The following is a 14,620-nucleotide window of genomic DNA, read 5'->3' as shown; positions in this document are numbered from 1 at the left end:
ACCGGCATTTGTGATAGATTTTTTATATCGTATTGGCGTGAGGGGGATGAGATGGGGACGGGTAATACTTCAGCGATCACGCTACGTGCGATGGAGCAGTTTGTCGCGGTGGCAGAGGAGTTGCATTTTCACCGGGCGGCAAAGCGGCTGAATATGTCACAGCCTCCGCTGACCAGTGCCATACAGAAACTGGAGCACGATCTTGATGTGATCCTGATTGAACGTGGTAACCGTGTGCTGGGCTTAACGCCCGCCGGGAAAACCTTTCTGGCTCAGGCTTATCTCCAGCTGCAGCAAAGAGAGCAGGCCGTCATCCTGACCCGTGATGTGGCGGCCGGGCGAACCGGCATTGTGCGACTGGGTTATGTGGGCAGTGCGCTTTACGGTTGTTTACCGGACGTGATTCGCCAGTTCCGCCTGACACACCCGCAGGTGCGTCTGGAACTGCGCGAAGCCACAACGGCGGCACAAATTATCGCTTTACGTGAAGAGGAGCTGGATGTGGGGGTCGTGATCCCCCCGGTGGCCAGCGCCGATGACATCAGCCTGACGCCCTTCGACAGCGATGCCCTGTGCATCGCTGTACCACAGGATCACCCTCTCGGCAGGCGGTCAGAACTGACGCTTGCCGCGCTGGCCGACGAGCCTTTTATTTTATGGCCGCGCCTGGAGGGCCGGGGGTTTCATCTGCAGGTGATCCGCCTGTGCGCGAAGGCGGGATTTGTTCCTGACGTGGCACAGGAGGCCTTCGGCATGCACGCCGTGCTTTCCCTGGTGGCGGTCGGTGCGGGTGTGACCCTTGCTCCACAGAGCATGAGCCATTTTCTGGCAGACAGGATCCGTTACTACCCTCTCCCGGATGTGGATGCCCGCTTTGATCTGGTGCTGGCGCATCGCCAGCTTTCACCCGCTGCCGCGGCGTTTATGGGGAGGAAGGGTGATTTTCCTGCCCACCGCCAGCCAGAATAGAACAGCGATAAGAGAGCGGGTATGCCTGAATACGCCACGCGCCAACTACGCGCAGAGCCAGTGCGTTACTTTTTCCCCTGCCAGCTGGCCCAGGGGTCATCGGCCAGCGGCGCTGCCTGGCCCCTGACTTCGTCCTCCAGTGAGGCGATATAGAGATCTTCAACCTCTTTGCGTGCCCACGGGGTGCGGCGCAGAAATTTCAGGCTCGATTTAATGCTGGGGTCGCTCTTGAAACAGTTAATATTGACGCGCTTCGCCAGTTCCTCCCAGCCATACCGCGCCTCCAGTTTGATTAACAGTGCTTCGAGGGTCAGGCCATGCAGAGGATCTTTCGCAGCGTGAGTAGTCATGGTTAAGTCCGGCGAGTCTTGGGAAATTGCGCACACGATACTGAGCAGAGAGGACAGATGCAAATAAACCCGGTATGCCGTCCTCCCTGTCCTGATCCGATCAGTCAAACCAGCCCGGCACCGGATCATTAAAACTGGCCCACCGTTGCAGACCTTCTGCCATTTCACTGTCGGTGAGCAGCGCGTGGTTGAGGCGCTGGCGCAGCGTGTTTTCATCCATCTCCATGCCTATAAATACCAGCTCCTGACGTGCATCTCCGATGCCATCCTGCCAGTTCCGCATGATTTCCAGCAGAGATTCGTCATCCTGTGGCCAGCGTTCACGCGGTACGCTGGCCCACCAGGCTCCCGCCAGCTCCTGACGTGCCACGCCCCCGGCCTGTGACCAGTTGCCTGCGTAGCCTGGCCTGGAAGCCAGCCAGAAATAACCTTTTGAGCGCACCACTCCGGGCAGCGATCCGGAGAATAACGCCCAGAAACGTTCAGGATGAAACGGGCGGCGTGCCCGCCAGACAAAGTGGCTGATACCATACTCTTCGGTTTCCGCTACGTGGCTGCCGCGCAACTCCTGCATCCAGCCAGGCGCCTGGGCCGCTTCAGCAAAGTCAAACAGGCCCGTATTCAGCACGTTGTTCAGCGGGACCTGGCCAAAGCGGGTGGTTTCAATACGTGCGCGGGGGTTCAGGCCATGGAGGATGGCGATCAGTCGCGCACGGTCTTCATGGCCAATTAAATCGGTTTTGTTCAGTACCAGCACATCGCAGAACTCGATCTGTTCGATAAGCAGATCGACCACTGAACGTTCATCCTTCTCTCCCAGTGACTCGCCGCGCGAGCGGATACTGTCGCGGGAGGTGTAATCCCGCAGGAAATTATAGCCGTCAACGACCGTGACCATGGTGTCCAGCCGCGCCACGGCTGAAAGGCTTTCTCCGCTATCGTCCTCGAAGGTAAAGGTTTCCGCCACCGGCAACGGCTCGGAAATCCCGGTTGATTCGATCACCAGCTGGTCGAAGCGGCCTTCACGTGCCAGACGATTGACCTCCAACAGCAGATCCTCCCGCAGCGTACAGCAGATGCAGCCGTTGCTCATTTCGACCAGTTTTTCGTCGGTACGCGACAGTGCAGCCCCACCGTCACGGACCAGTGACGCGTCTATGTTCACTTCTGACATGTCATTAACGATCACCGCCACCCGGCGGCCTTCGCGGTTGTTCAGTATGTGATTGAGCAGCGTGGTTTTACCGGCTCCCAGGAAACCCGACAGCACCGTAACGGGCAGGCGGCTGTCGTTTATGGCTATCTTGGTGTTTTCTGACATACAGGTATCCTCTCAGACGTTGACAACGCGTTTCAGGCCCCCCAGCAGGCTACCTGAAAATCAATATTGTTATGTTATAACATAACAATATTTGTTGTCATCCCTTACTTTATCCGGGCCGCAATATCAGGCTTGACGCGGTATAAGGGTCAGGCTGTGCTCACTCACCTCCGGCGCGCTGGCGTTGATCGCATTCAATCCAGCACCTTTTCCACTCAGGTCGGGTGGCGATTTTTGTATGAAAACTACAGTTAATCGCCCTTTTTTCCTAACGATTTGCAGCAATAATCGCCAGCTGTGTGAAGCCCCGCTGTTCCAACGCCATCGCTGCTTTAGCCGCACGAATACCGGTGGCACATACCAACACAATCCGGCGGTCGGCTGGTGGTTGCCAGCGGTCGATCTGCTCTGGCAGAATGCGCACAGCGCGATCGCTGATACTGCGAGGGGCTTCCTCTTCGCTGCGCAGTTCTACAATACAATCGCTGCTGGTCAGCAACGGCCTGTCAATAAAGGGGACGCCGGGTCTGTCTGGCTCATCTGCGCCGTCAAAGCGAAACTGCCGGAAGTGCCACGAACTGAAATCACAGTTAATCAGGCAGCCAAGCGGTGAGGGTGCAAATCCGAGCAGGATACTGAGTGCCATCTGAGCCTGAAGCGCGCCCACCGCCGCCACCGCCGGCCCCATGACCCCGGCGGTATTGCAGTTCGCTGCGCTGCCTGGCAACTGCGGGAAAAGTGCACGGTAGCCGGGTGCTCCGCCGCAGAAGCCCCCCACGTAGCCCTGCCGTCCCAGCACAGAGGCGCTGACCAGCGGAATGCGACGCGGCAGGCAGGTGTCGGAGAGCAGATAAGTGACGGCGAAGTTATCGGCGGCATCAATAGCCAGATCAATGCCCTCCAGCGCCTCGGCGACCCGGCTTGCACTCAGCGCCAGTGGCCGTGCATCCACGACACACTCGGGGTTACGCCTGTAAAGGGCCTGCTGCGCGCAGACTGCTTTCAGATTGCCAATGTCCCCCATCCCGAAGAGCGTCTGGCGATGAAGATTGTGTTCCTCCACCCGATCGCCGTCATAAATCCGCAGGTAACCGACACCGGCCCCGGCCAGCAGCGGCAGCAGCGTGGCACCCAGTCCGCCCGCGCCCACTACCAGTACCCGCGCATGGTGCAGGGCCTGCTGCCCCGCATCGCCGATTTCCGGTAACATTGACTGTCGTTGATAGCGACTCATCGGCTACGGCTCCCTTGAGTGAAACTGCGCCATACCAAAAATCGGCGTCGAGGCGCTGGCCATATCGCGACGTTCGACCAGACCGGCCTGCCGGGCATCCCGTCCGGCCTGTATGGCAGCAGCAAAGGCCCCTGCCATTCGAACCGGATCCTGCGCTTTGGCAACAGCGGTATTCAGCAAAATACCGTCGAAACCCATCTCCATAGCCTCAGCCGCCTGACTGGGTGCACCAATCCCGGCGTCGATAATCAGCGGAATATCTTTAAACCAGGCGCGCATTGAGCGCAGCCCTTCTCTGTTACGCAGCCCCTGACCGGACCCGATTGGCGCGCCCCACGGCATCAGCAGTTCACAGCCTGCTTCGATCAGTTTTTCACCCAGAATCAGGTCTTCTGTGGTGTAGGGAAACACCTGAAATCCGTCAGCGCAAAGGATACGCGCTGCCTCCACCAGAGCGAACGGGTCGGGTTGCAGCGTATCGGCATGACCGATCACCTCCAGCTTGATCCACCGCGTATCAAACAGCTCACGCGCCATATGGGCCGTGGTGACGGCCTCCTTCACGCTGTGACAGCCCGCCGTGTTCGGCAGAACCCGCTTATTCAGCCCGGTCAGCAGCTCACGAAAGGCGGTACCGTGGCTGCCTTCACGGCGCAGACTGACGGTGATAATTTCACTGCCGGAGGCCGCAAGCGCCTGCTGCAGGATCGCCGGAGAGGGGTACCCGGCGGTACCGAGCAGAAAACGTGACTGGGGTACAAAACCGTAAAACATCGTTTATCCTCCCTGCATGGGTGACAGGACTTCGAGTTCACAGCCTGGTGTGATCGGCTGCGTTTCATAGCGGGCGCGGGGCACGAACTGTCCATTTAACGCGCTGGCGACACAGCCTGCGTCAATCTGTTGTTCGCGCAGCAACTCCGCCAGGGTGCGGGCGGCAGTATCGACCGGCTGGCCGTTAAGCTGAATTTTCATATCAGGTTTTCCTGTATCAGTTGCTGCATCAGGTTTTCCGCCATCACTGGCGCGAGAAGAAAGCCGTGCCGGTACATGCCGTTAACGGACCAGACGCCGTTATGGCGATGAATGGCAGGGACATTATCAGCGTAAGCCGGTCGCAGCCCGGTGCCGCTTTCCAGCACTCTGGCTTCGGCCAGTGCCGGGTGGATGGCGTAAGCGGCACTTAACAGCTCCATCATGGCGCGGGCGCTAATGGGGCTGTCATCATGGCTTTCCACCATGGTCGCCCCCAGCATAAAGCGCCCCCCCGTGCGCGGAACGAGGTAACAGGGAAAGCGGGGATGGAGCAAGCGGACGGGCCGGGAGAAGTGCACCTCATCGCTGTGCAGGATCAGCATTTCACCGCGAACGGCGCGCAGTCCCGGTTGTTCGTGGGCAGCGTGGATCCCCCGGCAGTCAATAACCGTGCCGCCGGGCTTGTCCTGATGGAAGTCAACGCCGTGTTGAAGCAGGCTGGCCCGCAGCTGCTGCAGCGCGCTGCGCGGGTCGAGATGGGCCTCGCCGGCAAAGAACAGCCCGCGGGCAAAGCGCCCTTCCAGGGCGGGTTCCAGCGTGACCGGTTCCACCCACTGATGGGCGTGCGTCATGCGCGAAAAACGGGTGAGTTCAGGCGCGTCGCGCGGGGGAGCGACCACCAGGGTGCCCTGATGCTCCACGCCTTTGACACGCGCAGCCCACCACGGGGCAGACCGCTGGCCCAGCTCAACAACCTCCGCCGGGGCGCTTTCGCCTTCGCACCAGGGGGCCAGCATTCCGCCTGCCCAGTGGGATGCCGCATCATGCTGCGGTGAAGTGATCACCTCCACGGCCTGGCCGTGCTCTGCCAGCATCGTGGCGATGCACAGCCCGGCCACGCCGTCACCGATCACAGACCAGCGGCTCATGAGGTAAGGATCCTGACAGGGAGAAGGGGTGTTACCAATAGCGTCACGTTAGCCTCTCAAAACTTGATGAGACCCGTGATAAGGATAAGGAAAAAGGCGGAGGCGGAATAAACACAGGCCTGCGCGCGGGTACGCTGGGTGGCCGGCTGGCCCGTCATCAGGGTACGCGTCTTCCTACGCCAGTATCAACTGGGTCAGGTTCTAAGGGTCGCTACGCCGCGATAAATCGCTCATTAGCCTCTCAGTCTCTCTGGCGAGACTCCCCTGACAGGAACCAGTTGTATTTTACCGGGTGGGAATCGTCAAGCGATATGCGGTTTTAATGGGGAAAAAGACGGCATTTTGAGACGCTGAAATTTTTTTTAATTGAATGCTCAATCAATAAAAACTATCATTCGTGCTTCTGTTTACACAAAATTTACTTTCCGGAGGCGATTTGAGTCAAGAGTTATAACGATTAATCAATAAATTACACTAATATTCATCCTGATGGTTCTCCCAGTGTAATTAGCGGATATACGGCGGATTTTACCCAGTATGCGCTAATGCGCGCTTCGCAGAGCGGACTTCAGGTTCTTTCCCTGATCATTTTTTGCGGAGACATTATGCCGACGACTGAAATACCAGGAAAGCCTCAAAAAGATCGTATCAACCCCGTGGTTTTCTACACCTCAGCAGTACTGATTCTGCTGTTCTCCATGACGACTATTCTGTTCACTGATTTTTCCGATCGCTGGATCAATCGTACCCTCGACTGGGTATCCAACACCTTCGGCTGGTATTACCTGCTGGCCGCCACGCTGTACATCGTGTTCGTTATCTTTATGGCCTGTTCCCGCTTTGGTTCCATTAAGCTCGGCCCTGAGCAGTCCAAGCCCGAGTTCAGCCTGATGAGCTGGGCAGCCATGCTGTTTGCTGCCGGTATCGGTATCGATCTGATGTTCTTCTCGGTCGCCGAGCCGGTCACACAGTATATGATGCCGCCAGAGGGCCAGGGACAGACGATGGAAGCCGCGCGTCAGGCGATGGTCTGGACGCTGTTCCACTACGGTCTGACCGGCTGGTCCATGTATGCCCTGATGGGCATCGCCCTGGGTTACTTCAGCTACCGCTACGGCCTGCCTCTGACCATTCGTTCGGCCCTGTACCCTATTTTCGGTAAACGTATCAACGGGCCAATCGGTCATACCGTGGACATCGCCGCCGTACTCGGGACGATTTTTGGTATTGCCACCACATTGGGCATCGGCGTTGTGCAGCTGAACTATGGCCTGAAGGTGCTGTTTGATGTACCGGAAGGGCTGACGGCGCAGGCCGGGCTGATCGTGCTGTCGGTCATCATGGCCACTATCTCGGTCACCTCTGGCGTGAATAAGGGCATTCGCTTCCTGTCAGAGCTCAACGTGCTGCTGGCCTTTGGTCTGATCCTGTTTGTGCTGTTCGTCGGTGATACCAGCTTCCTGCTGAACGCGCTGGTGCTCAACGTCGGGGATTACATCAACCGCTTTATGGGCATGACGCTGAACAGTTTCGCTTTCGATCGTCCAACTGAATGGATGAACAACTGGACGCTGTTCTTCTGGGCCTGGTGGGTCGCCTGGTCACCGTTTGTTGGCCTGTTCCTGGCGCGTATTTCCCGCGGCCGTACTATCCGCCAGTTTGTGGTAGGGACGCTGACCATTCCATTTATCTTTACCCTGCTGTGGCTGTCGATCTTTGGTAACAGCGCCCTATACGAGATTATTCACGGCAATATGGCCTTCGCTGAAGAAACCATGGCGCACCCGGAGCGCGGCTTCTACAGTCTGCTGGCACAGTATCCTGGCTTTACTTTCAGCGCCTCAGTGGCCACCATCACCGGCCTGCTGTTCTATGTCACTTCCGCAGACTCTGGTTCCCTGGTGCTGGGCAACTTTACCTCGCGTCTGGCGGACATCAACAATGATGCGCCAAACTGGCTGCGTATCTTCTGGTCAGTCACCATTGGCGTCCTGACGCTGGGAATGCTGATGGTTAACGGCGTGACGGCGCTGCAGAAGACCACGGTGATCATGGGACTGCCGTTCAGCTTTGTGATCTTCTTTGTGATGGCCGGTCTGTATAAATCGCTGCGGGTGGAAGATCATCGTCGGGCCAGTGCCACGGTGAACACGCCACCGGTAGCGGTATCGCGTGACGATCGCCTGAACTGGAAACAGCGCATTTCACGCGTGATGAACTATCCGGGAACGACCCACACCCGCAAAATGCTGGATAACGTCTGTCGTCCGGCAATGGAAGAAGTCGGGCTTGAGCTGGAACGTCGTGGTGCCAAAGTGCAGGTGAATGAGCTGCCGGCGGTGGAGGATGAGCGTCTGAACCATCTGGAACTGCTGGTTGATATGGCGGATGAGCAGAGCTTCCTCTATCAGATATGGCCTCAGCGTTACTCGGTACCGGCCTTCACCTACCGGGCGCGCAGTGGCAAATCGGATTACTTCCGTCTGGAAACCTTCCTGCTGGAGGGTACGCAGGGGAACGATTTGATGGACTACACCAAAGAGCAGATCATCAATGACATTCTCGACCAGTATGAGCGTCACCTGACCTTCCTGCATATTCACCGGGAAGCACCGGGTAATTCGATGCCCTTCCCCGAAGCATAAACCCTTAAAAAAACCAGACTCCGGTCTGGTTTTTTTTTGCTCAGAAAACCGTGACGTTCTCCTTATTATTGTGGAAGGGTGCTCAGGCGAAACGCTTCGCGCCGGCAACACAGAGAATAATTGCCGCCGCGCTGACCACCATACTCAGGGCAACCGGCTCGTGAAGGAACAGCGCGCAGAGCAACAGACCAAAAAACGGCTGTAGCAGCTGGAGCTGTCCGACCCCGGCGATGCCGCCCAGCGCCAGCCCGCGATACCAGAAAATAAAACCAATCAGCATACTGAACAGTGAGACATAGCCAAGGCTGAACCAGGCGGGCGCGCTGATCCCCTGCCAGCTGTGCGGTAGAGTCATCAGGCCCGTCACCACCATGACCGGTAGCGACAGCAGCAGCGACCAGCTGATCACCTGCCAGCCGCCCAGCCGGCGCGACAGTTCTGCCCCTTCCGCATAGCCCAGTCCGCACAGCAGAATGGCCGCCACCATCATCAGGTTTCCGGTCAGCGATCCCCCTCCGCCGGCTGAGAGAGCAAAACCTGTCACGATCCCGGCGCCCAGCAGGGAGAAAAACCAGAAGGCCCGCGCTGGCCGTTCTCCCCCGCGCAGCACAGCGAAAATGGCGGTGGAAAGCGGCAGCAGGCCGATAAAGACCAGAGAACAGGCGGCGGTCATCTCACGCAGGGCCAGGGCCGTCAGTAAGGGAAAGCCGACCACAACGCCCGCAGCCACCATCAGTAGCGATACCCTGTCGCTGCGCACGGGACGTCGCTGCCTCAGCGCCAGCAGCAGTCCCCCGGCGACCAGTGCGGCAATCACCGCGCGGGCAGAGGTCAGAAACAGCGGTGAAAATCCGCCGATGGCTACCCGGGTAGCCGGCAGGGAGCCGCTAAAAATCATCACGCCAAAAAGTCCACTCCACCACCCTGATGTTGTGCGCTGCATAAGTCCTCCGTGTAAGTATAAAAACAGGTATATCCCACGGATAGTAGAGGTCAGAACGGCGGATTCGAAGATACACTACCCCTACAATCAAGTTGTTCTGTATGGGGCGTCTTTCCCATACAGTTGATCACTGACAGGCTGGGATACCGATGACGCTTACCGAAACACTGATTGACGAAATCCGCCGCAGTATTCTGACCGGTACGCTGGCAGCCGGTGACCGGCTGATGTCGGTGCGCCGCTTTGCTGCCGCCAGGAGTGTGTCACCTTCTACGGTCGTCGAAGCCTATGAGAGGCTGGCAGCAGAAGGGGTGATCCGGGCACGGCGCGGTTCCGGTTTTTACGTGTCTGGCACCCCGCTGGTTGCGCGCAGTCTGGTTGATACGCGCATCGGGCAGCCACGGGATGTGGATCCTTTCTGGGTCTCCCGCCAGTCGCTGGATGCGGCAGTGGGTGAACTGACGCCGGGCTGCGGCTGGCTGCCCGACGACTGGATGCCCCATGAGGCACTGCGCAAAGGGCTGCGGCAGCTTGCCCGGCTCGACAGTCCCCTGCTGACCGACTACGGCAGTTCCCACGGGTCGCCCAAACTGCGGCGTCTTATACTGGCGCGTTTTGCCCGGGAAGGGCTGTCTGCTTCGATGGAACAGCTGATGCTGACCGGGTCGGGGAGCCAGGCTCTGGATTTACTCTGTCGCTATCTGCTGCGCCCGGGCGACAGCGTGGTGGTGGATGACCCCTGCTACTTCAACTTTAAGGCGCTGTTGCGTGCCCACCAGGTGAAGATCACTGGCGTACCCTACACGCCAACCGGCCCCGATATCGCGGTTTTTGAACAGGTCCTTGCTGCGGAGCGCCCGCGTCTGTATATCACTAACTCCGCGTTGCATAATCCGACGGGTGCCTGCCTCTCTGCGCAGACTGCCTATCGCGTGTTAAGTGCCGCCGCGCTGCACGATACGCTGATCATTGAAGACGATATCTTTGCCGACTTCGAACCGGACCCTTCGCCGCGCCTGGCGATCCCCGACGGGCTGGATCGCGTTATCCGCACCGGGAGCTTTTCGAAAACCCTCTCCGCCTCGGTGCGCTGTGGCTATATTGCCTGCCGGGCCGGGTGGATCGATGAGCTGGTTAACCTGCAGATCGCCACCAACTTTGGCGGGCCAGGCCCGCTTGCCAGCGAACTGATTGCCGGGGTGCTGTCGGGGGGAAGCTATCGTAAGCATTTGCAGGAGGTGACAACGCGGCTGGATCGCGCCCGGAAAGAGGCGGTGGAACGCCTGGCAACGCTGGGTATCGTGCCGTGGCAGGTACCGCGAGGCGGGTTTTATCTCTGGTGCCGCCTGCCGGACGGCGTCGATTCCACGCTACTGACCCGGCGCTGCCGCGAAGAGGGAGTCATTCTGGCGCCGGGAAATGTCTTCAGCGTCTCGCAGACCGCCGGTGCATTTTTACGTTTTAACGTGGCGCATCTCAGCGATGCACGGATTTACGGCGTACTGAAGCGCGCGATAGCGGAGCAGCACCGGTAACGGGTATGACGGCCGCTCGCGTTCAGACTTACCGTCTTACTGTCAGGCGTGAATCAATCGGTCAGTGCACATCTTTTCCCGCAGTTTTTCCAGCAGCCATAGCAGGGCCGGGTCGTGGCTGCGGCGCTTATTCCACAGCAGGGAGAGGGTAAAGGACGGCACGCTGACCGGAACGGCACTGCTCTGCAGGCCGAAGTGTTCCATCCAGCCCGCTGCCAGCCCCTGCGGGACGGTGGTCAGGGCCGGGATCTGCTTCAACATCAGCGGCAGTGAGGAAAAATGGGGGGTCACATAGCGCACCCGGCGGGACAGATTCTGCCGCGCCAGTTGCTCGTCTATCTGGCTCTGACTGGCACCGCGATAGGAAACCAGTAGATGATTATGGGATATATAGTCATCAAGGCTCAGGGGCGAAGTGAGTGCTAACTGGAGCGGGTGCCACAGCGTGCAGAATCCCATACGCGTAACCGGTTCACGCACCGTTCCTGCAGGAACGCCCTGCCCGACCGAAATCGCCACGTCAACACGATCCTGCTGCACCATCTCCTCATCGTGAAAGGGATCGCTGCCAGTAGTATGCACGGTCACTCCCGGTGCCTGGCGGTTCAGCGTCGACAGCAGGCCGGGCATCAGCCAGCCTTCCACCCAGTCGCTCATCCCAAGGCGGAACCGGTGCGTATCGGTTTCAGGTGAAAAGGACGATGGCTGAAAAAGTACCTGCTGCATCTCTTCCATCACCGGAAATAACGAGGCCACCAGTGCCTCGGCGCGCGGCGTCGGTGACATCCCTTTTGCCGTGCGGACAAACAGCGGGTCGTTAAACATCGTACGCAGGCGCGCCAGCGCCCCGCTGACGGCGGGCTGACCGAGGTGCAGGCGTTCAGCCGCACGTGAAACGCTGCCCTCGCGATGCAAAACCAGCAGCACCGTCAGCAGATTCAGGTCGATACGGCTAAAATCATTTTCTCTGATAGTGTGCATTATTTTAATCGATTTGAATGATGTCTTTGCGGACAGGATACTGGCATTCACGCAAAAACGACATGAATTAACGAGGTTAAAATGAAGACGATGGTAATGATGGTCGGTATGGCTCTCTCCGCTTCGGCGCTGGCCGGACCCGAATATGTTCCGCCGGATACCCAGGCGCCGGGCTTTTACCGCATGACGCTGGGTAAGTTGCGCATCACCGCTGTTTCTGACGGCACGGTCACCATCCCGCTGGATAAGTTACTGACTCACATCAGCCCGCAACAGCTGCGTGACCGTATGGCCAGTGATGCCATGACGCCGCAGGCAGAGACCTCAATCAATGCATACGTGATTGATAACGGCCAGCAGCGGGTGCTGGTGGATGCCGGGGCGGGCGACCTGTTTGGCCACAATGGCGGTCATCTGCTGGAGATTCTGGCGGCGGCAGGCTATCCGGCAGAAAGCCTCAATGCGGTGCTGCTGACACATATTCATGCCGACCACTCCGGCGGTGTCTCGCGCAGCGGCAAACTGGCCTTCCCCAATGCCCGGATTTACGTTGAGAAGAAAGACGCAGATTTCTGGCTGACGCCCGACAACGTTAAGAAGGTGGCAGCCAGCCAGGCCCACACCTTTGCCGAGTCTGAACGTACGTTGCGCCCGGTCATTGATGCCGGACGTCTGAGCACGTTCAGTGCCCCCGCGACGGTATTTGCCGATATACGGGCCATCCCGGCACCCGGCCATACGCCGGGTAGCGTGCTGTACCGCGTGGAGAGTGAAGGACAGACGCTGGTGCTGTGGGGCGACATTATTCATGCAAAATCAGTGCAGATGCCCGATCCGCACGTGGCGATCCACTTCGATGTTGACCAGAAAAAAGCCGTGCAGACCCGTGAGGCGGTGCTGGCGCAGATGGCGCAGGAGGGGAACTGGGTAGCTGCTGCACACATTGCCTTCCCGGGGCTGGGACACGTTAAACGCGACGGCAGCGGCTATCGCTGGGTGGCAGCAAATTATACAACGCAGCTCAGCCATTAATCCCCAGTCAGGGGCACGTCTGTGCCCCTGACTGGATGTCGGCACTACCTGCGCCCGGCTCTCTTATCTCTTCTGCCAATCGCTGCATCAGCGCCTGCGCGTTCAGTGTTGCTGCGTTGAATTCGCCTGAAATCACGTTATCATCCTTAATCATATCCTAGTGCAGACTGGCTGACGCAGGGTTTATCGGACCATTTCAGGGAAAAATCGATGATATTAAGACCCATGCAGGCGGACGAGTTTCCGGCTTACCGTCAGATCGTGATTGCAGAGTATGGCAGAGACCTCGCAGAGTCGCGGCGTTGCTCCCTGGAAGATGCCCTTAGCCGCGCAACAACCCTGATTGACCAGGCCCTGACCCAGGGCGTTAACAGCCCTCCCCAGCGTTTGTTGTGTATCACGGCAACGGAGGGCGCCGAGCCGCCGGTGGGTTACCTTTGGATCAGCGTCAGCGAAAATATCGCCTGGATTTATGATATCTATCTGCTTCCCGAATGGCGCGGGAAAGGGTATGGAAAACAGGCGCTGGACGTGATTAACCAGCAGCTGGCCCTGGAAGGCATCACGGAAACCGGTCTGCGTGTAGCAGCCAACAACAGCCGTGCGAAAAAGCTGTATGAAAGCCTTGGGTTTGTGTTAACGGGTTACAATATGTCTAAACGGTTATGACCGTTTCCGCCTGCCCGGGACACAGGCAGGCGGAGGATTACTGTTTTTCGCCCAGGGGTAAGATGGGGCGGCCAAACTGTTCGTTAAGCACTTCGGCCATCGCCAGGTAAATCGCGCTGGCACCACAGACCAGTCCTGTCCCGCCTGCAAACCGGATGATTGCAGCGTTATCAATCAGATGGCCAATGGCCAGCATGACAAACAGCACCGTCAGGCTGAGAAAGACGAATTGCAATACACGATTGCCTGTCAGTGTGGCGAAAAACATAAACAGAGTGAAAACGCCCCACAGGCCGAGAAACGCCCCGAGGAAGTGCGGGTGGGCGGGCTCTGACAGGCCCAGTTCAGGCATCAGAATAATGGCGACCAGGGTCAGCCAGAAGCAGCCGTAAGAGGTAAAGGCAGTCATACCGAAGGTATTGCCTTTTTTATATTCCAGCAGGCCAGCAAAGACTTGTACGATCCCGCCGTAAAAAATGCCAGTGGCGAGGATAATACCGTCCATCGGGAAAAAGCCGATATTGTGCAGGTTCAGCAGAACCGTTGTCATACCAAAACCCATCAGTCCCAATGGTGCCGGATTCGCTAATGTCGTGTTACTCATAAGTCCCCAGAAAATGATGATGCGCAGAAAATGTGTATGCCGCCCTCAGGGCGGGGCGCGAGATAATAATCAGTGTGACCGTTATGCTCTTTGATCTCAGCAGGGAGAAAATGAATATTCTGTGCAATAGCGACATGAGGATGTCAGAATTTTTGTTTATAGTTACAACATACATTAAATAGACTAAACACTGATATCTGTAGCATCAGTGATCGCTTCCACACCACAGAATCTGTAAGCCGGAGCTCATTAAAAAAGAATTCAGGCAGCAGACAGAATCAATAACCTCCAGCACCCCTCTTTATCATTCGACGGAGGCCATCAGCAGGCTAACATTCGCCTGATGATAACTCTGTGCGAATTTGGAAATCACATCGTCAATCTGCGTATAGCCACCTTGCGCGTTCATGTGCAAGGCAAGAGAATCGCTTAG

At 57.9% G+C, this 14,620-nt stretch carries 14 protein-coding genes and 1 riboswitch; of the genes, 5 read left to right on the top strand and 9 right to left on the bottom strand.

The window, feature by feature from the left end; all coding sequences use genetic code 11:
- Window positions 1-51 precede the first annotated feature (51 nt).
- The gene (locus tag EPE01S_RS20065) at window positions 52-969 is read left to right on the top strand and encodes a LysR family transcriptional regulator (RefSeq protein WP_062748710.1); all 918 of its coding nucleotides are present in this window, start codon (window positions 52-54) and stop codon (window positions 967-969) included.
- A gap of 65 nt (window positions 970-1,034) precedes the next feature.
- Here EPE01S_RS20065 and EPE01S_RS20060 read toward each other — a convergent pair whose 3' ends face one another.
- The 6 genes from EPE01S_RS20060 to EPE01S_RS20035 all read right to left on the bottom strand — a co-directional run bounded on the left by EPE01S_RS20060 (window position 1,035) and on the right by EPE01S_RS20035 (window position 5,778).
- Entirely contained in the window at window positions 1,035-1,319 is a 285-nt protein-coding gene (locus EPE01S_RS20060; RefSeq protein WP_062748708.1) for a VF530 family protein, read from the bottom strand.
- Window positions 1,320-1,419: 100 nt separating this feature from the next.
- Entirely contained in the window at window positions 1,420-2,640 is a 1,221-nt protein-coding gene (zigA, locus tag EPE01S_RS20055) for a zinc metallochaperone GTPase ZigA (RefSeq protein ID WP_062748706.1), read from the bottom strand.
- A 268-nt stretch (window positions 2,641-2,908) separates the two neighbouring features.
- Entirely contained in the window at window positions 2,909-3,874 is a 966-nt protein-coding gene (locus EPE01S_RS20050) for a HesA/MoeB/ThiF family protein (RefSeq protein WP_062748704.1), read from the bottom strand.
- Window positions 3,875-3,877: 3 nt separating this feature from the next.
- The gene (locus EPE01S_RS20045; RefSeq protein ID WP_062748702.1) at window positions 3,878-4,648 is read right to left on the bottom strand and encodes a thiazole synthase; all 771 of its coding nucleotides are present in this window, start codon (window positions 4,646-4,648) and stop codon (window positions 3,878-3,880) included.
- 3 nt (window positions 4,649-4,651) lie between these two features.
- Window positions 4,652-4,849 (bottom strand): sulfur carrier protein ThiS, encoded by a 198-nt coding sequence (gene thiS / locus EPE01S_RS20040; RefSeq protein WP_062748700.1) that lies wholly within the window; start codon window positions 4,847-4,849, stop codon window positions 4,652-4,654.
- Window positions 4,846-5,778, bottom strand: a complete 933-nt coding sequence (locus EPE01S_RS20035) for an FAD-dependent oxidoreductase (RefSeq protein ID WP_062748698.1) — start codon at window positions 5,776-5,778, stop codon at window positions 4,846-4,848. Before EPE01S_RS20035 ends, thiS begins: the two co-directional genes overlap by 4 nt.
- Before the next feature lie 154 nt (window positions 5,779-5,932).
- Window positions 5,933-6,054: riboswitch (TPP riboswitch) on the bottom strand.
- Window positions 6,055-6,383: 329 nt separating this feature from the next.
- Between EPE01S_RS20035 and EPE01S_RS20030 the strand changes: the two genes are divergently transcribed.
- The gene (locus EPE01S_RS20030; protein WP_062748696.1) at window positions 6,384-8,423 is read left to right on the top strand and encodes a choline transporter; all 2,040 of its coding nucleotides are present in this window, start codon (window positions 6,384-6,386) and stop codon (window positions 8,421-8,423) included.
- An 82-nt stretch (window positions 8,424-8,505) separates the two neighbouring features.
- On the opposite strand, the gene EPE01S_RS20025 is transcribed toward EPE01S_RS20030, so the two are convergent.
- Window positions 8,506-9,366: a DMT family transporter gene (locus EPE01S_RS20025; protein ID WP_072277494.1), complete on the bottom strand. Its 861-nt coding sequence runs from the start codon at window positions 9,364-9,366 to the stop codon at window positions 8,506-8,508.
- A 149-nt stretch (window positions 9,367-9,515) separates the two neighbouring features.
- Here EPE01S_RS20025 and EPE01S_RS20020 point away from each other — a divergent pair, with 149 nt between their 5' ends.
- The gene (locus EPE01S_RS20020) at window positions 9,516-10,901 is read left to right on the top strand and encodes an aminotransferase-like domain-containing protein (protein ID WP_062748694.1); all 1,386 of its coding nucleotides are present in this window, start codon (window positions 9,516-9,518) and stop codon (window positions 10,899-10,901) included.
- Between the two features lie 42 nt (window positions 10,902-10,943).
- On the opposite strand, the gene EPE01S_RS20015 is transcribed toward EPE01S_RS20020, so the two are convergent.
- Window positions 10,944-11,882, bottom strand: a complete 939-nt coding sequence (locus EPE01S_RS20015; RefSeq protein WP_062748692.1) for a LysR family transcriptional regulator — start codon at window positions 11,880-11,882, stop codon at window positions 10,944-10,946.
- Between the two features lie 96 nt (window positions 11,883-11,978).
- Here EPE01S_RS20015 and EPE01S_RS20010 point away from each other — a divergent pair, with 96 nt between their 5' ends.
- Together EPE01S_RS20010 and EPE01S_RS20005 are read left to right on the top strand one after the other, a co-directional pair.
- A complete protein-coding gene (locus tag EPE01S_RS20010) occupies window positions 11,979-12,914 on the top strand; it encodes an MBL fold metallo-hydrolase (protein WP_373279692.1) in 936 nt (311 codons plus the stop codon).
- 210 nt (window positions 12,915-13,124) lie between these two features.
- Window positions 13,125-13,583 carry a GNAT family N-acetyltransferase gene (locus tag EPE01S_RS20005; protein WP_062748687.1) on the top strand — a complete coding sequence of 153 codons (459 nt, stop codon included), beginning with the start codon at window positions 13,125-13,127 and terminating at the stop codon, window positions 13,581-13,583.
- A 37-nt stretch (window positions 13,584-13,620) separates the two neighbouring features.
- Here the strand turns inward: EPE01S_RS20005 and satP are convergent, their stop codons facing one another.
- Window positions 13,621-14,187, bottom strand: coding sequence for an acetate uptake transporter (gene satP, locus EPE01S_RS20000; protein WP_062748685.1), 567 nt, complete (start codon window positions 14,185-14,187; stop codon window positions 13,621-13,623).
- Between the last annotated feature and the right edge of the window lie 433 nt (window positions 14,188-14,620).

The organism is Erwinia persicina NBRC 102418, from assembly GCF_001571305.1.
Lineage (GTDB): Bacteria > Pseudomonadota > Gammaproteobacteria > Enterobacterales > Enterobacteriaceae > Erwinia > Erwinia persicina.
The sequence above is the reverse complement of the archived record's forward strand: the minus strand, read 5'-3'. Positions and strand labels throughout refer to the sequence as shown.